23 protein-coding genes are annotated in these 21,350 nt (G+C 72.3%); 14 read left to right on the plus strand and 9 right to left on the minus strand.

All coding sequences use genetic code 11. The features are described 5' to 3' along the window. Positions 1 to 31 precede the first annotated feature (31 nt). The 5 genes from HZS56_RS32415 (at position 32) to HZS56_RS32435 (ending at position 3,854) form a co-directional block, all read left to right on the plus strand. On the plus strand, positions 32 to 847 hold the full coding sequence (locus HZS56_RS32415; protein WP_216724411.1) for a phosphatase: 816 nt from the start codon (positions 32 to 34) through the stop codon (positions 845 to 847). A 129-nt stretch (positions 848 to 976) separates the two neighbouring features. Beyond that, positions 977 to 1,189, plus strand: coding sequence for a helix-turn-helix domain-containing protein (locus HZS56_RS32420; protein ID WP_166661820.1), 213 nt, complete (start codon positions 977 to 979; stop codon positions 1,187 to 1,189). Positions 1,190 to 1,298: 109 nt separating this feature from the next. Continuing rightward, positions 1,299 to 1,397: a 30S ribosomal protein bS22 gene (locus HZS56_RS32425; protein ID WP_003948845.1), complete on the plus strand. Its 99-nt coding sequence runs from the start codon at positions 1,299 to 1,301 to the stop codon at positions 1,395 to 1,397. 235 nt (positions 1,398 to 1,632) lie between these two features. Beyond that, on the plus strand, positions 1,633 to 2,694 hold the full coding sequence (locus tag HZS56_RS32430; RefSeq protein WP_216724392.1) for an NAD-dependent epimerase/dehydratase family protein: 1,062 nt from the start codon (positions 1,633 to 1,635) through the stop codon (positions 2,692 to 2,694). 14 nt (positions 2,695 to 2,708) lie between these two features. After that, positions 2,709 to 3,854, plus strand: coding sequence for a lysophospholipid acyltransferase family protein (locus tag HZS56_RS32435; RefSeq protein ID WP_216724393.1), 1,146 nt, complete (start codon positions 2,709 to 2,711; stop codon positions 3,852 to 3,854). A 75-nt stretch (positions 3,855 to 3,929) separates the two neighbouring features. Here HZS56_RS32435 and HZS56_RS32440 read toward each other — a convergent pair whose 3' ends face one another. From HZS56_RS32440 to HZS56_RS32450, 3 genes are all read right to left on the minus strand, one after another. Then, entirely contained in the window at positions 3,930 to 5,180 is a 1,251-nt protein-coding gene (locus HZS56_RS32440; RefSeq protein ID WP_216724394.1) for a DUF5667 domain-containing protein, read from the minus strand. A 275-nt stretch (positions 5,181 to 5,455) separates the two neighbouring features. After that, positions 5,456 to 6,247, minus strand: coding sequence for an ECF subfamily RNA polymerase sigma factor, BldN family (locus HZS56_RS32445; protein WP_216724395.1), 792 nt, complete (start codon positions 6,245 to 6,247; stop codon positions 5,456 to 5,458). A 388-nt stretch (positions 6,248 to 6,635) separates the two neighbouring features. After that, the gene (locus tag HZS56_RS32450; protein WP_216724396.1) at positions 6,636 to 7,589 is read right to left on the minus strand and encodes an HAD family hydrolase; all 954 of its coding nucleotides are present in this window, start codon (positions 7,587 to 7,589) and stop codon (positions 6,636 to 6,638) included. A 240-nt stretch (positions 7,590 to 7,829) separates the two neighbouring features. On the opposite strand from HZS56_RS32450, the gene HZS56_RS32455 reads away from it, so the two are divergent. The 5 genes from HZS56_RS32455 (at position 7,830) to HZS56_RS32475 (ending at position 13,641) form a co-directional block, all read left to right on the plus strand. Then, positions 7,830 to 8,180, plus strand: coding sequence for a glutaredoxin family protein (locus HZS56_RS32455; RefSeq protein WP_216724397.1), 351 nt, complete (start codon positions 7,830 to 7,832; stop codon positions 8,178 to 8,180). A gap of 274 nt (positions 8,181 to 8,454) precedes the next feature. Further along, on the plus strand, positions 8,455 to 9,228 hold the full coding sequence (locus HZS56_RS32460) for a redox-sensing transcriptional repressor Rex (RefSeq protein WP_216724398.1): 774 nt from the start codon (positions 8,455 to 8,457) through the stop codon (positions 9,226 to 9,228). Continuing rightward, positions 9,225 to 10,991, plus strand: a complete 1,767-nt coding sequence (locus HZS56_RS32465; protein ID WP_216724399.1) for a glutamyl-tRNA reductase — start codon at positions 9,225 to 9,227, stop codon at positions 10,989 to 10,991. Before HZS56_RS32460 ends, HZS56_RS32465 begins: the two co-directional genes overlap by 4 nt. Continuing rightward, positions 10,988 to 11,947 carry a hydroxymethylbilane synthase gene (hemC, locus tag HZS56_RS32470; RefSeq protein WP_216724400.1) on the plus strand — a complete coding sequence of 320 codons (960 nt, stop codon included), beginning with the start codon at positions 10,988 to 10,990 and terminating at the stop codon, positions 11,945 to 11,947. Before HZS56_RS32465 ends, hemC begins: the two co-directional genes overlap by 4 nt. Next, on the plus strand, positions 11,944 to 13,641 hold the full coding sequence (locus HZS56_RS32475; protein WP_216724401.1) for a bifunctional uroporphyrinogen-III C-methyltransferase/uroporphyrinogen-III synthase: 1,698 nt from the start codon (positions 11,944 to 11,946) through the stop codon (positions 13,639 to 13,641). Before hemC ends, HZS56_RS32475 begins: the two co-directional genes overlap by 4 nt. A 26-nt stretch (positions 13,642 to 13,667) precedes the next feature. Here HZS56_RS32475 and HZS56_RS32480 read toward each other — a convergent pair whose 3' ends face one another. Together HZS56_RS32480 and HZS56_RS32485 are read right to left on the minus strand one after the other, a co-directional pair. Further along, a complete protein-coding gene (locus HZS56_RS32480) occupies positions 13,668 to 13,850 on the minus strand; it encodes a DUF397 domain-containing protein (RefSeq protein WP_216724402.1) in 183 nt (60 codons plus the stop codon). Continuing rightward, the gene (locus tag HZS56_RS32485; protein ID WP_216724403.1) at positions 13,847 to 14,665 is read right to left on the minus strand and encodes a helix-turn-helix domain-containing protein; all 819 of its coding nucleotides are present in this window, start codon (positions 14,663 to 14,665) and stop codon (positions 13,847 to 13,849) included. The genes HZS56_RS32480 and HZS56_RS32485 overlap by 4 nt, the downstream gene beginning before the upstream one ends. A gap of 135 nt (positions 14,666 to 14,800) precedes the next feature. Here HZS56_RS32485 and HZS56_RS32490 point away from each other — a divergent pair, with 135 nt between their 5' ends. Beyond that, positions 14,801 to 15,223: an ATP-binding protein gene (locus tag HZS56_RS32490; RefSeq protein ID WP_216724404.1), complete on the plus strand. Its 423-nt coding sequence runs from the start codon at positions 14,801 to 14,803 to the stop codon at positions 15,221 to 15,223. Here the strand turns inward: HZS56_RS32490 and HZS56_RS32495 are convergent. Beyond that, positions 15,217 to 15,747 (minus strand): DUF4232 domain-containing protein, encoded by a 531-nt coding sequence (locus HZS56_RS32495; RefSeq protein ID WP_216724405.1) that lies wholly within the window; start codon positions 15,745 to 15,747, stop codon positions 15,217 to 15,219. The genes HZS56_RS32490 and HZS56_RS32495 overlap by 7 nt on opposite strands. Positions 15,748 to 15,935: 188 nt before the next feature. Then, positions 15,936 to 16,616, minus strand: coding sequence for a TetR/AcrR family transcriptional regulator (locus HZS56_RS32500; protein WP_216724406.1), 681 nt, complete (start codon positions 16,614 to 16,616; stop codon positions 15,936 to 15,938). 114 nt (positions 16,617 to 16,730) lie between these two features. Between HZS56_RS32500 and HZS56_RS32505 the strand changes: the two genes are divergently transcribed. Then, positions 16,731 to 17,684: an NAD(P)-dependent alcohol dehydrogenase gene (locus HZS56_RS32505; RefSeq protein WP_216724407.1), complete on the plus strand. Its 954-nt coding sequence runs from the start codon at positions 16,731 to 16,733 to the stop codon at positions 17,682 to 17,684. Between the two features lie 59 nt (positions 17,685 to 17,743). Here HZS56_RS32505 and HZS56_RS32510 read toward each other — a convergent pair whose 3' ends face one another. Further along, complete coding sequence (locus tag HZS56_RS32510; protein ID WP_216724408.1) at positions 17,744 to 18,646, minus strand: TIGR03619 family F420-dependent LLM class oxidoreductase; 903 nt, start codon at positions 18,644 to 18,646, stop codon at positions 17,744 to 17,746. 253 nt (positions 18,647 to 18,899) lie between these two features. On the opposite strand from HZS56_RS32510, the gene hemB reads away from it, so the two are divergent. Further along, positions 18,900 to 19,892, plus strand: coding sequence for a porphobilinogen synthase (hemB, locus tag HZS56_RS32515; RefSeq protein WP_216724409.1), 993 nt, complete (start codon positions 18,900 to 18,902; stop codon positions 19,890 to 19,892). A gap of 55 nt (positions 19,893 to 19,947) precedes the next feature. Here the strand turns inward: hemB and HZS56_RS32520 are convergent, their stop codons facing one another. Continuing rightward, entirely contained in the window at positions 19,948 to 20,688 is a 741-nt protein-coding gene (locus HZS56_RS32520; RefSeq protein ID WP_216724410.1) for a DUF4232 domain-containing protein, read from the minus strand. Positions 20,689 to 20,907: 219 nt separating this feature from the next. Between HZS56_RS32520 and HZS56_RS38580 the strand changes: the two genes are divergently transcribed. Beyond that, a partial coding sequence (locus tag HZS56_RS38580) for a helix-turn-helix domain-containing protein (RefSeq protein WP_308408212.1) occupies positions 20,908 to 21,350 on the plus strand: 443 nt, incomplete at its 3' end.

Consider the following 21,350-nt stretch of genomic DNA (forward strand, 5'->3'; position numbering starts at 1 on the left):
CTGGGGGTGGGGAGGCGGCAGGATCGGCGGGGTGGTGGATGCTGGGGTGCTTCGGGCTCATCTGGTGGGCGTTGGGCTGGCCGGGGTGGTGGCGACTGCCCGGGAGGTGAGTCTGCGGAGCTACCGGCTGTTCGCCGCGCGGGATCCCCGGGTGCTGATCGGGACCGACCCGCAGGGGGAGTGGGGGCAGCGGGACGTGCTCCGGTTGATGGCCGCCAGGTGCGGGGTTTCGGCCGATCCGCGGGACACGTCCGGGCAGGACGTGATCGACCCCGGTCGGACCCTCGCGGCCCTCGACGCCTTCGCCGGCCGGCTCGCGGCGGTCGCTGAGCGTCGCGCTCCGGTGCTGATCGGCACCGGGCATCCCCACCGGCTGCTCGGTTTCTACGTCGCCTTGGCCGAGGCGCTGTCGGCGGCGGGGTGTGCCGTCCTCACCCCGGCGCAGGGTCGCTCTGTCGACATAACGACCCGGTTCGGTCTACGCACGCACAACCTCGACTACGTCCGGGGAGTCGCGCTGGTGCGGGAGTCCGGTGCCGGGCACGCCGGTGGTGAGCCCGGCGCGCACACTCACTCCCCGCTGCCGGTTCGGGTCGCGCTGGATGCCGCCTCCGAGTCGGGCGGGCCGCTTCCGGAGTTGGTGATCGGGGATCACGGCTGGCTCTGCGGGGCAGGTCAGCTGGGGTTTGAGGCCGTCGGGCCGGCCGATACGGACGATCCCGCACCCTTCGTGGGTCAGGCCGAGGGGTTCGTGTCCGTCGTCGTTCCACTTGATGACGCTGTGCGGTCTGAGTACTACCGGCCGCTTACCCGCTACGTACTCAATCGGGCGTGTCTGTCACGGTAGGGAAGCGATGGGTGCACCTCTTCCCCATTCGCATCACCCGCCCCTACATTGGGGAGTGAGCACGCAGCGACGAAGAGTCACCGGAAGGGGAAGCCGGTGGCCGTCGAGTGCGGAAGGTTCAGGTGTGTCATGGCTGCAGCCGACGAAAGGCCTCTGAACGAGGTTCAGTTCCTTACCGTGGCGGAGGTCGCCTCGGTGATGCGCGTGTCCAAGATGACCGTGTACCGGTTGGTGCACAGCGGTCATCTGCCCGCGATCCGGGTGGGACGGTCGTTCCGAGTCCCGGAGCAAGCGGTTCACGAGTACCTCCGCGAGAGCTACGTGGGGGTGGAAACGGCCTGACGGCCCTCGATTACGAGCTCAGCGCTCGGGCGGGTAGGCTGGCCCCTCGTAGGTCGTGTGGGCCCATGGCGCTCACCAACCGAGTGATGAGAAGTGAGCGAGGATAGTCGTGGGCTCTGTTATCAAGAAGCGGCGCAAGCGGATGGCCAAGAAGAAGCACCGCAAGCTGCTCAAGCGCACGCGCGTGCAGCGTCGCAACAAGAAGTAGGCGACGCCGCGCCGTCAGCGTGGCTCGTGGCCCCCCACCGGGATCCGGTGGGGGGCCACAGTCGTACGGCCGCTCCTTTCCGTCGGCGGCTCTTTCCGTCGGCGGCTCTTTTCCGTCACCTGCCGCATCCGGTGGTCATCACAAGGCAACACCGAGCGGCTAAGTTGGCCCGCGGACGGGGAACGCGGCAGGGTACGCGGTAGGGCTGGAGCAGGGCGGAAGGAAGGCGCGGATCTTGGGCAAGGTCGTGCTCGTGACCGGAGTGGCCCGGCATCTCGGGGGCCGGTTCGTCCGGCGCATCCTGCGTGATCCCGAGGTGGAACGGGTCGTCGGCGTGGACGCCGTGGCGCCGGAGCACCACCTGGGCGGCGCCGACTTCGTGCGGGCCGACATCCGGCAGTCGGCCGTCGGGCGGGTGCTCGCCGAGACGCGGCCGGACACGGTCGTCCACCTGGACGTGACGGGCACCCCGCTGGGCGGCGGCAGCCGTACGTCGGTCAAGGAGACCAACGTCATCGGCACGATGCAGCTGCTCGGCGCCTGCCAGAAGTCACCGACGGTGCGGCGGCTGGTGGTGAAGTCCAGTACGAACGTCTACGGTTCGGCGCCGCGCGACCCCGCCGTGTGCACCGAGACCACCGCGCCCAAGTCCCTGCCCAGCGGCGGCTTCGCCAAGGACGCGGTCGAGGTCGAGGGGTACGTGCGGGGCTTCGCGCGTCGCCGGCCGGACGTCTCGGTGACCGTGCTGCGGTTCGCCAACATCCTCGGCCCGGCCGCGGACACGCCGCTCGCCTCGTACTTCGGGCTGCCGGTGCTGCCGACGGTCTTCGGGTACGACCCCCGGCTGCAGTTCGTGCACGAGGACGACGTGGTCGAGGTCCTGCGGGTCTGCTCGAACGAGCCGCGGCGGTCCACGCTGAACAGCGGGACCTTCAACATCGCCGGGGACGGTGTGCTGCTGCTGTCGCAGTGCTCGCGCCGGCTCGGCCGTCCCACGGTGCCGCTGCTGCTGCCCGCGGTCACCTGGGCGGGCACCCTCGTGCGTACGCTGGGGATGACGGACTTCTCCCCCGAGCAGATCCGGCTGCTCACCCACGGGCGGGTGGTGGACACCACGCAGATGCGCGAGACCCTGGGTTTCCGGCCGGCGTACACGACGGCCGGGGCGTTCGCGGACTTCGTGCGCGGCAGCGGTCCCGGGCTGCTGCCGCCCGAGGCCCTCGCGGGGGCCGTCGACCGGCTCGCGGAGCTGTCCCGGCGGGGCAGTGGCCACCTCCCTACGCAGAGCGCCAACTGAGGAGCGCATCAACGATGGCGGACGCCAAGGTCATTCCGTTCGACGACGACCGGTCGCGGGGGAACGGTGCGAGCGGTGCGGGGAGCGGCGAGGGCGGTGGGGGCGGCGGGGGTGCGGGTTCCCGCTCGTCGCGGCGCCGTGGCGGGTCGGGGCGGCGCCGGGGCACCGCGGGTGCGGCGGCGCCGGCGGGCGAGGTGCAGCCGTTGCCGGTGCGCGGGGCCGCCGCGCAGGACCAGCACGACGGGGCCGGCCCCGGCGACCACGACCCGGCCGACACCCACACCGGCACCGACCCCGGCGTCGGCGACGGGGACGGCGACGGCGGTCTGGAGCGGCGGATCGCGGGGGGACTGGCGTTCCTGCGCCGCCGGCTCACCGGGGACTACGAGGTCGACGACTTCGGCTACGACGCCGAACTGACCGACCAGGTCCTGATGTCGATGCTGCGGCCGGTGTACGAGAAGTACTTCCGGGTCGACGTGAAGGGCGTCGAGAACATCCCGGCGGAGGGCGGCGCGCTGATCGTGGCCAACCACTCGGGGACGCTGCCGCTGGACGGCCTGATGATGCAGGTCGCCGTGCACGACCACCACCCGGCCGACCGGCACCTGCGGCTGCTGGCGGCGGACCTGGTGTTCGTGCTGCCGGTCGTCAACGAGCTGGCCCGCAAGCTCGGCCACACCCTGGCCTGCGCCGAGGACGCCGAACGGCTGCTGGCGCAGGGCGAGCTGGTCGGAGTGATGCCGGAGGGGTTCAAGGGCATCGGCAAGCCGTTCGGCGAGCGCTACAAGCTCCAGCGGTTCGGGCGGGGCGGTTTCGTGTCCACGGCGCTGCGCCGGAGGGCGCCGATCATCCCGTGCTCGATCGTCGGCGCGGAGGAGATCTACCCGATGATCGGAAACTCCAGGACGCTGGCGCGGCTGCTGGGCTTCCCGTACTTCCCGCTCACGCCGACCTTCCCGTGGCTGGGGCCGTTGGGTGCGGTGCCGCTGCCGACGAAGTGGACGATCCAGTTCGGCGAGCCGATCCGGACGGACGGCTACGCGCCGGAGGCCGCCGAGGATCCCATGCTGATGTTCAACCTGACCGACCAGGTGCGGGAGCAGATCCAGCACACCCTCTACAAGCTGCTCGTGCAACGGCGGTCGGTGTTCTTCTGACGGGCCCGTGGGCGAGCAGTGTGCGCACGGTACGGCGGCGGGGCGACCCCGCCGCCGTACACGCGTCGCGTCGGCTCAGTCCGCGTCCTCCGCCTCGATGCCCAGGCCGGGCAGGAGGCCGGGGAGGAGGGGCGGGAGGGTGACGTCCGGCTCGACGGGCGGGGTCTTGGCGTCGCCCGTCGACGGGGAGGACGGACCGGTGTCGTCCTTCGGCGGGTCGAGCAGGCCGCCGGTGCCGCCGCCCAGTAGGCCGTCGTTCTCCTGGCCGGAGTCGGCGGACTCACTGGGGCTGCGGCTGTCGGAACGCCCGTGGTCGGAGGTGCCGTCGTCGCCGGTGCTCGGTGCCGGGGAGCGGCCGGAGCCGGGGGTCTCGCCGGTCGCCGGGCCGGAACCGCCGGGGCTGCCGCCGTCGCCGCTCTCCTCGTCCCCGGCCGGTGGCTGCGGCAGCATGGACTGGAGGGGGGCCACGTCGTCGTCTATGGCGTCGAACACCGACGACACCTGGTCACTGACGTCCCCGAGCTGCACGGGCAGCCGGTCGCGCAGTGCTCCCCAGGTCTCCCGGTGGGACTGGGAGAACGCCGAGAGGGCCTGCATGGGGGCGAGCGAGTCGGGGTCGCGGGCGTAGACGGAGCTGAGCAGGCGGTGGCCCTCGGAGGCGTCGTGCTGCATGCCGGAGAGGGCGCGGCGGACCTCGCCGAGGGACTCGTGGTCGAGGGGGCCGCTGCGGCCGCGCTCCATGAGCCGGCGCGCCTCGCTCAGGCGGGTCGAGGCCAGGTCCAGGTAGGCGCGGCCCCGCTCGTCGTTGCCGTCGGCGAGGCCGAGGCGGAAGTCCTCTATGCCGCGCTTGAGGCCGTAGAGCGAGTCGCCGGGCAGGGCGTCCGAACTGGCCGCGGCGACTCCGCCGAAGGCACCGGCGGCCACGCTCACGCTCAGTCCGCCCGCGGTGAGTCCCTTGGCCAGCCGCGACCGGGGCCGGAACCTGCTCAGCGGGGCCGCGCGGTGGGTGCCGCGCGCCCTGCGCTGCTCCGGGACCGCGGTGTCCGCCGCCGGGCCGCCCGCGGTGCCCTCCTGCAGCATGGCCTCGAAGGCGGCCACGAGCCGGGCCCGCTGGACGACCTTGACCTCGGGATCCAGCTCCGGCCGGGGCAGCGTCTCCAGACCGTGGGCGAGGGTCGTCAGCTGACCCTGCTCGGTCGGATCCGCGGTGGCCCCGGCGGTCGCCGGTCCTCCGGACTGCTCGGCCGCCGCCCCGGGATCGGACTGCTCCTCCAGAGCCTGGGCGAAGGCGTTCGCCCGCCGGTGTGCCGATACGTTCGCGATCACTGGCGGCACCTCCTCTCGTCATGACGGTCGACTCCCCAGGGGGTCCTGAGGGTTCCACACGCTGACCGGAACCATCCGATCGAGTGATCGGAGCCGGCCAGAGGGAGACCACAGGGAGTCCGCATCCCGCACAACGAGCGGCGCGGCACATGGGTTACGGACGGTGGATGATCGGACCGCTGTCTCAACAGACTTTCACCGGTGGTGACTTGGGGAACGCGGAGGGTGGTGGCCCCGGCGCGGGCTCTCGGGGAGCCCACCCGGGCGCCGGGGGATCAGCGCGCGTCGTCCGGCAGCAGGCGGGCGAGGGTGCGCACGGCCCGGTACTGGAGCGTCTTGATGGCGCCCTCGTTCTTGCCCATGACCCGGGCGGTCTCGGCGACCGAGAGGCCCTGGAGGAAGCGCAGGGTCACGCACTCCTGCTGCTGCGGGTTGAGCCGCCGTACGGCCTCCAGCAGGGCCGCGTTGGAGAGCGACTCGAGGACGGAGTCCTCGGGGGACCGCTCGACCTCGTTGGCGTCGAGCATCTCGCCGGTGGTGACCTCGAGGCGGAAGCGGCTGGACTTGAAGTGGTCGGCGACCAGGTTGCGGGCGATGGTCACCAGCCAGGCGCCGAAGTCGCGGCCCTGCCAGGTGAAGGTGCCGATGCGCCGGAGGGCCCGCAGAAAGGTCTCGCTGGTGAGGTCCTCGGCGGTCGCCTTGCCGCCCACGCGGTAGTAGATGTAGCGGTACACGGTGTCGCTGTACTGGTCGTAGAGCCGGCCGAAGGCGTCGGCCTCGCCGGCCTGGGCCCGCTCGACCAGCTCCATCATGCGGGCGCTGTCGCTGTCCGCGGCGGGGCGGCGGTGGGTGGTGGCGGCCCCGGCCGAGGAGGAGCGCGCGCGTCTGCCGACGGCGGCGCTTCCTTCGGCCAGTGCGTAGCACGGGCCGGCGGGCACGGCGGCCGCGGCGAGGGCGGGGACGGCGTACGCGGTGGGGACGAGGCCGCGCAACAGATCTTGGGCTGATTCGACCGTTGCGCGCAGCGTAGCCAGGCCCGAGGCGTTGACCCCGACGTGTGGGTACACGGGACTCCCAGAGGCAGAGCTTCCATCACGTGCAGTACGGAACCGTTCACCCGTCGTAGCGAAGGTGGGGCACCGGAATGCGTCTGAGGAGAATAACGCTTCGTGCAGGCACTGCTACGCCCAGTTGCTCAAATCATCGATTACGTCGCTTCCGTGCCCGATTGACGTTCGGTCAGCTGCCGCAAACTGATCAATAGATGACCGAAACGGTTCGGATTCCGTGTGACTGCAGAGCGTGTTGTGGTCGATGTGAGGAAACGCGAGTGGAGGGGACTGGGTCCGGCGCTCCCTGGGTACGTCATTTCGATTGGTCCGCCGGTGCCGGCTGCGGTCCGTTCAACGGCGGTGGCGCGTTCATCGGCGACGGTTCGTTCAACGGCCGGTCCGTTCACCGGCGGCGGCGGTGCAGCGCGATGGCCGCCGCGGTGCCGCCGGCCACCGCGCCGACGCCCGCCGCGGCGGGGATGCCGACCTTGGCCGCCTTGCGGCCGGTGCGGTAGTCGCGCAGCCGCCACTCCAGTTGGCGGGCGTGCTTGCGCAGCTTGGAGTCCGGGTTGATCGCGTACGGGTGGCCGACCAGGGACAGCATCGGGATGTCGTTGTGCGAGTCGCTGTAGGCGGCGCAGCGGGACAGGTCCAGGCTCTCCGCGATCGCCAGCGCCCGGACCGCCTCGGCCTTCGCGGGGCCGTGCAGCGGCTCGCCGACCAGCTTGCCCGTGTAGACGCCGCCGACCGACTCGGCCACCGTGCCGAGTGCCCCGGTCAGGCCGAGGCGGCGGGCGATCACCTGGGCGATCTCCACCGGGGCCGCCGTGACCAGCCAGACCCGCTGACCGGCGTCCAGGTGGGCCTGGGCCAGGGCGCGGGTGCCGGGCCAGATCCGCTCGGCCATGTACTCGTCGTAGATCTCCTCGCCGATCGACTTCAGCTCGGAGACGCGGTGGCCCTTGACGATGGAGAGCGCGGAGTCGCGGGCGTCCTGCATGTGCTCCGGGTCCTCGAACCCGGCCAGCCGGAACCACGCCTGCTGCCAGGCGAAGCGGGCGAGGTCGCGGGTCTCGAAGAACTTCCGCTTGTACAGGCCGCGGCCGAAGTGGAAGATCGCGGCGCCCTGCATCACGGTGTTGTCGAGGTCGAAGAAGGCCGCCGCCCGTTCGTCGCCGTGGACCGGGAACTCCGGCTCGGCGCCCTCGTCCGTCCCGGCGGCGGCGTCCCGCGCGGACTGCTCGGCCTGTTCGGCCTGGGCGGACTTGCGGGCTGCCTCCGCGGAGGCCTCGCCTGCCAACACGCTCCGCGCCGTGGCGGAGCGCCTACGGGGAGTGAGCCATCGAAGAGCGGCCATGCCCGTGAGCATAGCCAGTTTGTTCGGTGGCTTCGGAGTCGCGAGGTTCGGAGGCTGTGAACTCTGGGCGACCGGGCCGTTAAAGGGCCTCCCGCCGAGGGCGTGCCGGACACCCGTCCACCTGCCCGTCCAGCTGCCCGTCCACCTGTCGGTCCACTTGCCCGTCCACCTGCCGCCGGTCCGCTCCACGGTGTTCCCTCCGACGGCGTTCCGTCCGCGGGGGCGCCCGTGCGCGCGAGAATGGCCGGCATGAGTCCCCTCTTCCGCCGGAAGCCCGCGCAGGCCCCCGAGCACTCCGAGCACTCCGAGCGCTCGGAGCCCCCCGGGCCCCCCGAGCCCTCCGAGAACCATCTCGTCACCCTCATCCGCAAACCCGGCTGTCACCTGTGCGACGACGCCCAGCTCGTCGTCGAGAAGGTCTGCGCCGAGCTCGGTGTCCCCTGGGAGGGGAAGGACATCACCGAGGACCGCGGCCTCCACGACCAGTACTGGGAGCAGATCCCGGTCGTGCTGGTCGACGGGCGGCAGCACACCTTCTGGCGTGTGAACGAGGAGCGGCTGCGCAAGGCACTGACCGATCAGTACAAGTAATCCGTATGGTCGCTTAGGATCGATGGTGACCAGGTCTCGGGGGCGTTGATCGTGAGGAGTGTGTGCGGCTTTGCCCCCGATGAGTGAGGAGCGAGGGTGCGTGTGCGCCGGTTCCCGTTCCGTGTGCCGGGGGTGCGTGACCCCGGTCACGTTGGCCGGGCAAATCGGACACCATCTTTGTGCACGCGTTCACAAAGACATAGCCTGCATTCGACGGGGCGGTCATGTAGGGACGTATGACCGCCTACAGCCCCGCTCTACCCGCAGGAGCACCGTGGCAACTGGCCGAACACACCGACCGGCGACCCGCAGCCGAGGGATTCCCGAGGCCACCGTCGCCAGGCTTCCGCTGTACCTCCGCGCCCTCACCGCGCTCTCCGAGCGCTCGGTGCCCACGGTCTCCTCGGAGGAGCTGGCCGCCGCCGCGGGCGTCAACTCCGCGAAGCTGCGCAAGGACTTCTCCTACCTCGGCTCCTACGGGACCCGGGGCGTCGGCTACGACGTCGAGTATCTCGTCTACCAGATCTCGCGCGAACTCGGCCTCACCCAGGACTGGCCGGTCGTGATCGTCGGTATCGGAAACCTGGGCGCCGCGCTCGCCAACTACGGCGGCTTCGCCTCCCGCGGCTTCCGGGTCGCCGCGCTCATCGACGCCGATCCGGGCATGGCCGGAAAGCCCGTCGCGGGCATCCCGGTGCAGCACACCGACGAACTGGAGAAGATCATCCAGGACGACGGTGTCTCGATCGGTGTGATCGCGACCCCCGCCGGTGCCGCCCAGCAGGTCTGCGACCGGCTCGTGGCCGCCGGCGTCACCTCCATCCTCAACTTCGCGCCGACGGTGCTGAACGTCCCCGAGGGCGTCGACGTGCGCAAGGTCGACCTCTCCATCGAGCTGCAGATCCTCGCCTTCCACGAGCAGCGCAAGGCGGGTGAGGAGGCCGGGGCCGGGGCCGACGGCGCGGTGCCGCCCGTCGCCGCCCGCAAGCAGCCGCACTCCACCGACCAGGGACCGGACGGGGACGTACCCGCCGTGATGCCGGCATGAGCCTCCTCGTCGTCGGGCTGAGCCACCGCAGTGCCCCCGTCAGCGTGCTGGAGCGGGCGTCGCTGAGCACGGACGCGCAGCTCAAGCTGGTCCAGGACACGGTCGCCGCCGAACCGGCCGCCGAGGCCGCGGTGCTCGCCACCTGCAACCGCATCGAGCTGTACGCCGACGTGGACAAGTTCCACGCCGGTGTCGCCGAGCTGTCCACGCTGCTCGCCCAGCACAGCGGGGTCGGCCTGGACGAACTCACGCCCCATCTCTACGTGCACTACGAGGACCGGGCCGTCCACCACCTGTTCTCGGTGGCGTGCGGTCTCGACTCGATGGTCGTCGGCGAGGGGCAGATCCTCGGCCAGATAAAGGACTCGCTCGCCCGCGCGCAGGGCCTGCACACCGCCGGGCGGCTGCTGAACGACCTGTTCCAGCAGGCGCTGCGGGTCGGCAAGCGCGCCCACTCCGAGACCGGCATCGACCGCGCCGGGCAGTCCCTGGTCACCTTCGGCCTGGAGCAGCTGTCCGCCGGGGCAGACGTCCGGCAGTGGGCGCGGGGCAGGAAGGCCCTGGTGATCGGCGCCGGTTCGATGTCGTCGCTGGCCGCCGCGACGCTGGCCCGGGCCGGGGTCGCCGAGATCGTGGTCGCCAACCGCACCTTCGAGCGCGCCGAGCGCCTCGCACAGATCCTGACCGAGGGCGACGACACGGACGTGCTGGCCCGCGCGGTACCGATGGACTCGGTGCCGGACGAGCTGACACGTGCCGACGTGGCCGTCTCCTGCACGGGCGCGACCGGCCTCGTCCTCACGGCCGACGCCGTGGCGGAGACGGTGGCGGGCCGCACCGGTGAGCCCGCCGCCGAGGCTGCCGCCCCGGTCGCCGAGGCCGGCACCACCGGCGTACGGACCGCCGGTGCACAGGAGGAACGGCAGGCTGCTGAAACGCCACTGCCGAACGCCGGTACCGCTGCCGGCAGCGCCGCCGGAACCGACGAGAACTGCCCCCTGGACCTGTCCTCCGTCCCGTCCGGCTTCTCCGTCATGGGCGAGGCCGCCGTGGCCGGCCTGGACGCGGCGACGCTGGAGCAGCACGGGGCGTGGGCCGCGGGCGGTACGGCGGTGGAGCGGACCCGCGAGCCGGGCCGGCCGGGTCCCGAGGCGGACGCCGAGCTGATCACCGCGCTCGCCGCGACGGCGACCCGGGCCGGCCGGATCCCCGAGCGCCGCCGTCCCGAGCCGGTCGCCGAGGTGCCGCGCCCGCAGCCGGTCCTCTTCCTCCTCGACCTCGCGATGCCCCGCGACATCGATGCCGCCGTGCACCGGCTGGCCGGCGTACGCCTGGTGGACATCGAGTCGCTCGCCGACGCCTCCGCGGACGCTCCGATGGCGGCCGACGTGGACATGGTCCGCCGGATCGTCGCCGACGAGGTCGCGGCCTTCGGTGCCGCCCAGCGGGCCGCACACATCACGCCGACCGTGGTCGCGCTGCGCAGCATGGCCGCGGAGGTCGTGGCGGGGGAGATCGCCCGCCTCGAAGGACGGCTGCCGGGGCTCGACGACAAGCACCGCGCCGAGATCACCCAGACCGTCAAGCGTGTGGTCGACAAGCTGCTGCACGCGCCGACGGTGCGGGTCAAGCAGCTCGCGGCCGAGCCCGGCGGCGCCGGGTACGCGGACGCGTTGCGCACCCTGTTCGACCTCGACCAGGAGACGGTGGCCTCCGTCTCCCGCGCCGAGAACAGCACTGAGAAGAACCGAGGGCCGGCATGACTGAGAAGGCACTGAGGCTGGGGACCAGGCGGAGCAAGCTCGCCATGGCGCAGTCCGGGCAGGTGGCGGACGCCGTGAGCCAGGTGACCGGTCGGCCCGTTGAGCTGGTCGAGATCACCACGTACGGCGACACGTCGCGCGAGCACCTGGCGCAGATCGGCGGCACGGGCGTGTTCGTCGCCGCACTGCGCGACGCGCTGCTGCAGGGGGAGGTGGACTTCGCGGTTCACTCGCTCAAGGACCTCCCCACCGCGCAGCACGAGGGCCTGGTGGTGGCGGCCGTACCCGAGCGCGAGGACCCCCGCGACGTGGTCGTCGCCCGGGACGCGCGCAAGCTGACCGACCTGCCGGACGGGGCGCGCGTGGGCACGGGTGCCCCGCGCCGCATGGCGCAGCTGAACGCGTACGCCCGCGCCCACGGCATCGAGATCGAGACGGTCCCGATCCGGGGTAACGTCGACACCCGCATCGGATACGTCCGCAGCGGTGAACTGGACGCCGTCGTACTGGCCGCCGCCGGGCTGAACCGGGTGGGCCGCATCGACGAGGTGACCGACTTCCTGTCGGTCGACACGGTTTTGCCGGCCCCCGGCCAGGGGGCACTGGCGATCGAGTGCCGGGCGGACAACGCCCCGCTGGTCGCCGCGCTCGCCGAACTCGACGACCCGTTCACGCGGGTCGCCGTAACGGCCGAGCGATCACTGCTCGCCGCCCTGGAGGCCGGCTGCAGCGCTCCCGTCGGGGCGCTGGCCGATCTTCTGACCGACGGGCAGACTGTCAAGGAAATGCGCCTGCGTGGCGTCGTCGGCACGACCGACGGCTCGACGCTGGTGCAGCTGTCCACCACCGGTCCCGTGCCCGACACGCACGAGGCGGCACTGGCTCTCGGTCGCGAACTCGCCACCGAGATGCTCGCCCAGGGCGCGGCCGGTCTGATGGGGGAGCGAGCACATTGAGCCCCACCACCTTTCCCGCCGGTCCGGAACACGGGCACGTCACCTTCCTCGGTGCCGGACCCGGAGATCCGGGACTGCTGACTCTGCGCGCCGTGGAGGCGCTGGCGCACGCGGACGTCCTCGTCGCCGAGCACGAGGTGCTCGACGTCGTACGCACGCATGCGCGCCAGGGCGTGCCGGAAGTGCACACGGATGCCGATGCCTCGGATCCGGGCACGGGCGCGCCCCAGCTGACGGTCGTTGACGGCGCGTCAAAGACCGTCGGTGTTCCCGCCGTGCGGGATGCCGCACATCTTGTCATGGAGGCCGCGCGGGGCGGCAGGCGGGTCGTGCGTGCGGTGACCGGGGACCCCGGGCTCGACACGTACGCCGCCGAGGAGATGCTGGCCTGCGCCGCCGCCGGGGTGCCCTTCGAGGTCGTCCCCGGCATCGCGAACGCCGTCGGTGTGCCCGCGTACGCCGGTGTGCCGCTGCGCGACGCCGAGGGCGCCGACGTCCGGTTCGTGGACGCCCGTACGGCGTCGGCACGCTGTTGGACCGAAGTGGGCGCCTCCGACGGCACGGTGGTCGTGTCGACGACGCTCGACTCGGTCGCCGCGGCGGCCGGCGAGCTGGTCTCGGCGGGCCGCAAGCCGGACACCCCGCTCACGGTCACGATCGCCGGTACGACGACGCGGCAGCGCACCTGGGCCGCGACGCTGGGCACGGTCGCCCAGACCCTGAAGCAGGCGAAGGTCCTGCCGTCCCCAGACGGTGGCCGCCCGGTGATAGCCGTGGTCGGTGAGCGCTCCGCCTCCGCCCGCCGCGACCAGCTGTCGTGGTTCGAGTCCAAGCCGCTGTTCGGCTGGAAGGTCCTCGTCCCGCGTACGAAGGAGCAGGCGGCGTCGCTCTCCGACCGGCTCAGTTCCTACGGCGCCGTGCCGAGCGAGGTCCCGACCATCGCGGTGGAACCCCCGCGCACCCCGCAGCAGATGGAGCGGGCGGTCAAGGGCCTCGTCACCGGCCGCTACGAGTGGATCGCGTTCACCTCGGTCAACGCGGTGAAGGCGGTCCGTGAGAAGTTCGAGGAGTACGGCCTCGACGCCCGCGCCTTCGCGGGCATCAAGGTCGCCGCGGTGGGCGAGCAGACCGCGGCCGCCCTCGTCGCCTTCGGCGTGAAGCCGGACCTGGTCCCGAGCGGCGAGCAGTCGGCCGCGGGCCTGCTGGAGGACTGGCCGCCCTACGACCCGGTCTTCGACCCCATCGACCGCGTCTTCCTGCCCCGCGCCGACATCGCCACGGAGACCCTCGTCGCCGGGCTGATCGAGCTGGGCTGGGAAGTCGACGACGTCACCGCCTACCGCACCGTGCGCGCCTCGCCGCCGCCGGCCACGACCCGGGAGGCCATCAAGGGCGGCGGCTTCGACGCGGTGCTCTTCACGTCGTCGTCCACGGTCCGCAACCTGGTCGGTATCGCGGGCAAGCCGCACAACGTCACGGTGATCGCGTGCATCGGCCCGGCGACGGCCAAGACGGCCGAGGAACACGGCCTGCGGGTCGACGTCATGGCTCCGGAACCGTCGGTCCTGAAGCTGGCGGAGGCCCTGGCCGACTTCGGCGCGCGACGCCGTGCGGCAGCCCTGGAGGCCGGCGACCCGGTGACCCGGCCGAGCGAACGCCGGCCGGGATCGCGGAGACGGCGCTCTTCCACGTGAGGCGGAGCGGGGCGCTTCTGACCGGGTCAGGGGCGCCCCGTCGCCCTTTCCAGAAACGCGGCCCAGGCGGCGGGGGCGAGGGTCAGGCGGGGGCCGGTGGGGTTCTTGGAGTCGCGGACGAGGACGTGGCTCTCGTCCGGGGTGGCCACCTCGACGCAGTCGGGGCCGCTGGACGTGCTGTAGCTGCTCTTTATCCACTCCAGCTTCATGTCTCTCCAAGTACTTTCTCGATGAGGGCCGTCGACTCCCGCGGGTTGAGAGCCTCTGCCCGGATAATTCCATACTGGATGTCCAGGAGCTGCACCTCTTTCGGCTCCGCGATCACACGGCTGAGGTGGGCCACCTCGACATGGCCGACCGTGGTGCCGTCCCCCAGCCTGAGCAACCGGAACGGGCCGTCGAGCCCCGGGTTCTCCTCGCGGCTCAGGGGGAGCACCTGGAGGTCCACATTGTGGAACTCGGAGACTTCCAGCAGTCGTTCGAGCTGCCCGCGCAGCACCATCTTGCCTCCGATGGGCCGGTGAAGCGTCGACTCGCACTGGACAAAGCTGAAGAGGGCCTGAGTCGTGGTGTCGTTGACGATCTCCTGCCGTGCCACGCGGGCCGACACCTGCTGCTCCAACTGGTCGGCGGTGAAGGCCGGGCGGCGAGCGCTGAGCACCGCCCGTGCGTACTCCCTCGTCTGCAACAACCCATGCACGACCGAGTTGTTGTAGGCGCCCAGCTCGACCGCCTCGCCCTCCAGCCGCTTCAGGTCCCGTACCTTCTTCGGGTACCGGACCTCCGCCACGTCCTGCTTGAGGGCCGCGATCTTGCCGCCCGCCCCCAACGCCTCGTCCGCCGCGTCCAGATACTCGGGTCGGGGAATCCGCCGCCCCCGCTCCACCGAGGACACCAGCTCCTCCCCGTACCCGATGGCCGTGCCGAAGTCGGCCTGGGTCAGTCCGGCCGACTCCCGCCACAGCTTCAGCTGCCGTACGACGGCCCGCATCACCGCCCCGGCTTCCTCGTCGTAGTCGCTCATGTCGCCGCACGCCCTTCCCAGGAGTCGCAGGTCACCCCGGGCAGCCCGGACGGAACCGGACGCACCGCGGACAGCCACCGGCCGCACGGGCCAGCTGTCTTCACAGCGTAAGCACGCGCGAACACGCTGGGTCACATGAATCAGGGAATCTCCACCCAGCGGGGTCCGCTGCTCCACTTCACCGTGCCGCTGTCGGCCACGCGCCGCGGCGCCCGGCTGGCCCGGCTGCTGGCTGCCGAGCAACTGCACGCGTGGGGCCTGCCGTTGGACCCGGCCCGGCTGATCGTCGCCGAGCTGGCGGCGAACGCGGCGCTGCACGGCCGCGTGCCGGGGCGCAGCTTCCGCCTCGCCCTCTCCGTCGTCCCCCGGGCCACGCTTCGCATCGAGTTGACCGACACCCGGGGGGATCGGGTGCCGGTCGGTCCTCGCGGGGCTGCGGGTGCGGAGGCGGCGGAGTCGGGGTACGGGCTGCTCCTCGTCGAGGAACTGGCCGACCGCTGGGGCGTACGGTACGGGCCGCCGCCGGCCAAGACCGTGTGGGCGGAGCTGGATCAGTAGGAGAGGGCGTCGTTCAGGTCGGACTGCCAGTAGGTGACCGTGGCGGTGCTGTCGAGGTAGACGCCGTTGCCGGGGAGGGTGAGGGTGGGCCAGTCGTTGGTGTCCTCGTCGGCGCGGTCCTTGAAGTGGACCTCCAGGGTGGTGGCGGTGTGGCCGTTGGTGCCCTCGCCCGTGGGCAGGGAGGTCAGGATGCCGGCGTAGCCGGACTCGCCGGGGGCCAGCGTGACGACGGCCTGGGGCTTGCTGCTCTCCAGGACGGGGGTGGCCGCCTGGCTGTCGTCGAAGCGGAGCGCGGGTGCGTAGTAGGCGTTGCAGGGGGTGTCGCCGGTGTTGGTGACGGTGAGGAGGAGGTGGTTGAGGGGGCGGGGGACCTCGCTGACGGTGGTGTCCGAGTTCGCGGCGGTGCAGGCCTGGGTGACGGGCTCGTCGCTCGACGTGGTGGCGGTGGCCGTGGTGGTCAGGCCGAGGGCGGCGACGGCGGCTGCGGCTGCGGAGACGGCGAGGCGGGTGGCGAAGGCGGGCATGGGCTGTTCCTCACGTGGTGTCGGACGGGTGTCCTCCAGCCCGGTGCTGGGGACGGATCACAGCTTGCGGCGGGATCCGTCCCAGCTGCCACAACCGACGGGCGGGTCGGGACGCTGGGATGCTGGAATGCGTCCGACCAGCGGAGATGCCGGCAGCCCGGGACGTGTTGCGGGGACGCCGGGCGGCGTCACGCCGGTCGGGGCAGCCTCGTCAGGTCCAGTGGTGGCGCCGGGGGGAGCGGGCCGGGGCGGGACGGGGGGTGGGCCTGGAAGGACTGGAAGAGGTAGGTGAGGAGGCGGCGGGCGGCCGGGAGGGCGACTTCCGGGGGCTGGTGGGCCAGGCCGTTGACCGCGAGGAGGAGCAGCGGGATGTCGGCCGGGTCGAAGTCCTCGCGGAGCCGGCCGGCGTCGCGGGCGCGCTGGACCAGACGGGCCAGGCCCTCCTCCGCCCAGGCGCGTTCACGGTCGTAGTCCAGTGCCCCGGGGAAGCCGGTCATGAGGACCGTGTCAAATCCGCGGTCGGTGACCAGGGTGGCGCACACCTTCTCCAGGAGGCGGTAGAGGCCGTTCCCCGGGTCGGGGTCCGCCATGGCCTCCTCGAACGCGGTCGCGCATTCGGCGAGCTGGTCGTCGAAGGCGGCGGCCAGCAGCGCGGTACGGGTGGGGAAGCGGCGGTAGAGGGTGGCCACTCCGACGCCCGCCCGGCGGGCGACCGCACTCATCGGGGCGTCCGTGCCCCGGGCCGCGAAGACCTCGCGCGCGGCCTCCAGGAGGCGTGCGCGGTTGCGGCGGGCGTCGGCGCGGAGGTCGGCGGGTGACGCGTCGGCGGGTCCGGGGTCCGGGGGGTTGTGAGAGGTCTGGGCAGGCATGTTTCTCACTTCCGGGCGAAGTGGAGGGGGTCGTCCACTTAGCGGTCTAGCGTGAGCCTAGCAGCGGTCGCGGGCCCCGCCTCCGCGCCTGGCAACGCGATGTGGGACAGGGACATGAGTGAGATGAACGCGGTCCTCTTCGACCGGTACGGCCCCCCGGAGGTGCTCTACGTCGGCCGGCGTCCCGTGCCCGCCGCCGGCCCCGGCGAGGTGCTGGTGCGGGTGCGTGCCGTCGGGATCAACGGCGGTGACCTGCTGGACCGGAACGGGAAGGTGGGCCTGGTCACCGGACGTGCCTTCCCCAAGGCCACCGGCATCGACTTCGCGGGGGAGGTCGCCCGGGTCGGCGCGGCCGTCACCGGGGTCCGGGAGGGGGAACGGGTGTGGGGGCTGCTGGGACGGAGGACCGGCAGCATGGCCGAGTACGTCGCCGTCAGCCCGCGGCGGATCGCCGCCGCCCCGGACGGCCTCACCCCGGAGGAGGCCGTCTCGCTGCTCGCGGGGGCGACCACGGCGGTGACCGCGCTGCGGGACAAGGCCCGTCTGCAACCCGGCGAACGGCTTCTGGTGCGGGGCGGAAGCGGGGGTGTGGGCAGCGTCGCCGTGCAGGTCGGCAAGGTGCTGGGGGTGCATGTCGTGGCGCTGGCCGGCGGGGGGAACCTCGACTTCGTGCGGGGTCTCGGCGCCGACGAGGCGGTGGACTACCGGGCGACCCCGCTGTCCGGGCTGGGGCGGTTCGACGTCGTCCTCGACACGGTCGGCACCGAGCACTCCCGGCTGCGGCGGCTGCTGGCGCCGGGCGGGCGCATGGTCGCCGTCACCGCCGACCTCGACCGGCTGCTCGCCGGGATCGCCGCCGTCCTGGCCTCCACCGTGCACGGGAAGGGCCGGATCCGCTTCTTCAGCGGCAATCCCGACAGCGCGCTGATCCGGGAGGTCGCGCGGCTCGCCGAACGCGGTGACCTGGTGCCGGTGGTCGACACCGTCCACGAGCTGGACCGGGTAGCCGACGCCCACCGGGCACTGGAGGCCGGTGGGGTCAGGGGCAAGCACGTCGTCCGGGTCTAGGGGGAAGGGGCAGGGGCAGGGCCAGGGGGCCCGTCCGGGGTTCGTTCCGGTGCGGGTGGTCAGCCCTTCTCGACGAGTTCGAGGATGCGGCGGGCGTGCTCCAGGGAGCCGTCGACGGTGTCCACGTCGTACATCGAGTCGATCATGAAGTGGTCGATGCCGGTCCGTTCGTGGATGTCCTTGACGGTTTCGGCGACCTGGTCCGTGCTCGTGCCGGCGTCGATGTTCACCCGGAGCACCGTGTCGATCGCGGCGGGGTCACGGCCGTCCTGCCGGGCCAGCTCGTCCAGCAGGGAGCGCTGCCCGACCAGGCCGTCCACGTCGACGTAGCTGGGGACGACGACCAGCGGCAGCCAGCCGTCGCCGCGGCGGGCGACGCGGCGCAGGGCCCGCTCGGACATCGCGCCCAGGTAGAAGGGCGGCCTCGGGCGGCGCGCCGGTTTCAGGGGCGCGTGGTGCTCGGGGACGGAGAGCTGGTCGCCCTCGTACCGCGCCGGGTCGCTGGTCCAGATGGCGTGGAGGGCGTCCAGCAGTTCCTCCATGCGGGCGCCGCGGCGGGTGAAGTCCAGGCCGGCCGCCTGGTACTCCTCGGGCGACCAGCCGACACCGAAACCGGGGAGCAGCCGTCCGCCGCTGATGAGGTCGACCGTCGTCAGCGACCGGGCGAGCTGCACGGGCGGGTAGAGCGGTGCGACGAGGACGTGGGAGCCCAGCAGTACCCTGCTGGTCGCGGAGGCGGCGACACCGAGGAGGACGAACGGGTCCGCGGCCGGGTTCAGCTCCTCGGGGATGGTGTTCCCCTGCCCGCCGTAACCGACGACAGGGCGGACGGCGGCCAGGTTGCGGTCCCCCACCCAGAGGCTGGCGCCCCCGGCTTCCTCGATCCCGGAGGCGAAACCGGCCGTCCCGGCGATGCCGTACGCCTGGTGGTTGAACTGGGGGAGTGCGAAACCTATTTTCATGATGCCCTTCACGCTGCGTGGTCGGCGGGAGGCGTACTGCGGCTGCGGGCCGACAGGTGCCTGTAGGGGGACCCTAGGTGTTCGAAGATCCGTGATCACGTCCAAGTCCCGGCGTGGCGTGGGTTGTTGCGTGTCACGGGGCAGGCGGTTCACGGAGTCGGCCGGCGGGGCCGGACCCGGCCGGTGTCCGGCCTGCTCCGGGCCGACTCGTCGTCGGCAAAGGCACGGGTGGGGCGGGCGTAGCGTAGGTGGTATGACGACGTACGGATCCTTTCCCGGCACCCGGCCCCGGCGGCTGCGGACCACCCCCGTGATGCGTCGGATGGTCGCCGAGACCCGGCTGCACCCCGCCGACCTCATCCTCCCCGCCTTCGTCCGCGAGGGCGTGCGCGAGCCGGTGCCGATCTCCGCGATGCCCGGTGTCTTCCAGCACACGCGGGACACCCTGAAGAAGGCCGCCGCCGAGGCGGTGGAGGCCGGTGTCTCCGGGATCATGCTCTTCGGGGTGCCTGAGGAGGACAAGAAGGACGCAGCCGGGACGGCGGGCACCGACCCCGACGGGATCCTCCAGGTCGCGCTGCGCGACGTGCGGGCCGAGGTCGGGGACGAGCTGCTCGTCATGTCCGACCTGTGCCTCGACGAGTTCACGGACCACGGACACTGCGGCGTACTGGACGACCGGGGGCGGGTCGACAACGACGCCACCCTGGAGCGGTACGCCGAGATGGCGCAGGTCCAGGCCGACGCGGGCGCGCACGTCGTCGGGCCCAGCGGCATGATGGACGGGCAGATCGGGGTCGTCCGGGACGCGCTCGACCAGATCGGCAGGGAGGACGTCGCGATCCTCGCGTACGCCGTCAAGTACGCCTCCGCCTTCTTCGGTCCCTTCCGGGAGGCCGTCGGATCCTCGCTCAAGGGCGACCGCAGCACCTACCAGCAGGACTACGCCAACGTGCGAGAGTCGATGCGGGAGCTGGCGCTCGACCTGGAGGAGGGCGCCGACATGGTGATGGTCAAGCCGGCCGGGCCCTACCTCGACATCCTCGCCAAGGTCGCCGACACCGTGGACGTGCCCGTCGCGGCCTACCAGATCTCCGGCGAGTACGCGATGATCGAGGCCGCCGCCGAGAAGGGCTGGATCGACCGCGACCGGGCCATCCTCGAGGCACTCACCGGCATCAAGCGGGCGGGCGCGCGCAACATCCTGACGTACTGGGCGACCGAGGCCGCCCGCACGCTGCGCTGAGCGACGACCTGTGCCGGCCCGCCGTGCACGGGGTGCGGCGGGCCCGTGGATCCCTTCAGTACTCGAGCGCGTTGGCCGCGCTGGTCTGCCAGTAGGTGACCGTCAGGTCGTCGTCGACGTGCACGCCGCCGGAGGGCAGCTTGACCTCGGCGATGGAGCCGTCCTCGAAGGGGACGGTGAGGGTGCTCGTCTCGCGGCCGCCCTCCGCGCTGCCGTCGCCGGACGACAGCCGCACGCCCGCGTAGCCGGACTCGCCGGGGGCCAGCGTCGTCAGCGACTGCGGCTTGCTGGACTCCGCGACCGGCGGCACGGCCTGGGCCTCGCCGAACCGCGCCGCCGGGTACGGGGGCAGCGCGCACGTCTTCGAGCCGGTGTTGGTGGCGGTCAGCAGCAGGTGGTTGACGGGGCGGGGCGCGTTCGCGGCGGTGATCCGGATGTCGGACGCGGAGCACTTGCCGGGCAGGTCGGAGTCGGAGCCGTCGCTGCCGCCGTTCCCGCTGCCGGCGCTCGTGCCGGATGCGGAGCCCGAGCCGGAACCCTTCCCGGCGTCCGACGCGTCGTCCTTTCCGGCGGAACCGCTCGATCCGGTGGTGCCGGCGTCGCCCTTCGCGCCGTCCTCGGTGCCGTCCTTCGCGTCGTCCGAGGGCGGGGTGCTCTCGTCCGCCGACGCGGAGGAGGAAGCCGGCTTCGGGGAGCCCGTGTTGAGCCCGTCGCCCTCGCAGGCCGTCAGGGACAGTGCGGCCAGCGCGACGGTGGTGGCGGCGAACAGGCGGGTACGGGTGGTGCGTGCGGACATGGAGGTTCCCCCTGGTGAATAAAGTTCGGTGAGCCGCTCGACCGTTCGCCGGGAGCGGCTGCTTGGATGGCCACAGCTTGCGGTCGTGTCCGTCCCGGCCGCCAGCCATGGGGGAACATGCGGGACGATGGAACACCGGGAACGCGCTGACCTGCGGGAACAGTGGGCCTCTGGGATGCGGTACGGGGATACGACAGGGTGCGAGGAGAGGGAGGAACGGTGGCGGGGGACGACTTCGCGGGCCTGTTGCGGGAGTTGAAGGAGCGGTCCGGGCTCAGCTACGGGGCGCTCGGCAAACGGCTGCACATGAGCGGCTCGACCCTGCACCGGTACGTCAACGGGGAGGTGGTGCCGGTCGAGTTCGCCCCCGTCGAACGCCTCGCCCGGGTCTGCCGTGCGACGCCCGAGGAACTGCTCGAACTCCACCGCCGCTGGATCCGTGCGGACGCGTTGCGCGGCGTGAAGAAGGGGGAGGCGGAGAGCGGCGAGGGGGCCTTGACGAAGGGGGAGGCGCAGAACAGCGGCGAGAGTGCCGGGGCGAAGGGGGAGCGCGAGGGCGCCGCCGACGAGGGGAGTACCGCCCCGGCCGCCTCCGGCCCCGCTGCCTCCGCCTCCGCCGGGCTTACGGGTGCGGAGGACGCCGGGCCCGCCGGTGCGGAGGA

Source organism: Streptomyces mayonensis, from assembly GCF_018982965.1.
GTDB lineage: Bacteria > Actinomycetota > Actinomycetes > Streptomycetales > Streptomycetaceae > Streptomyces > Streptomyces mayonensis.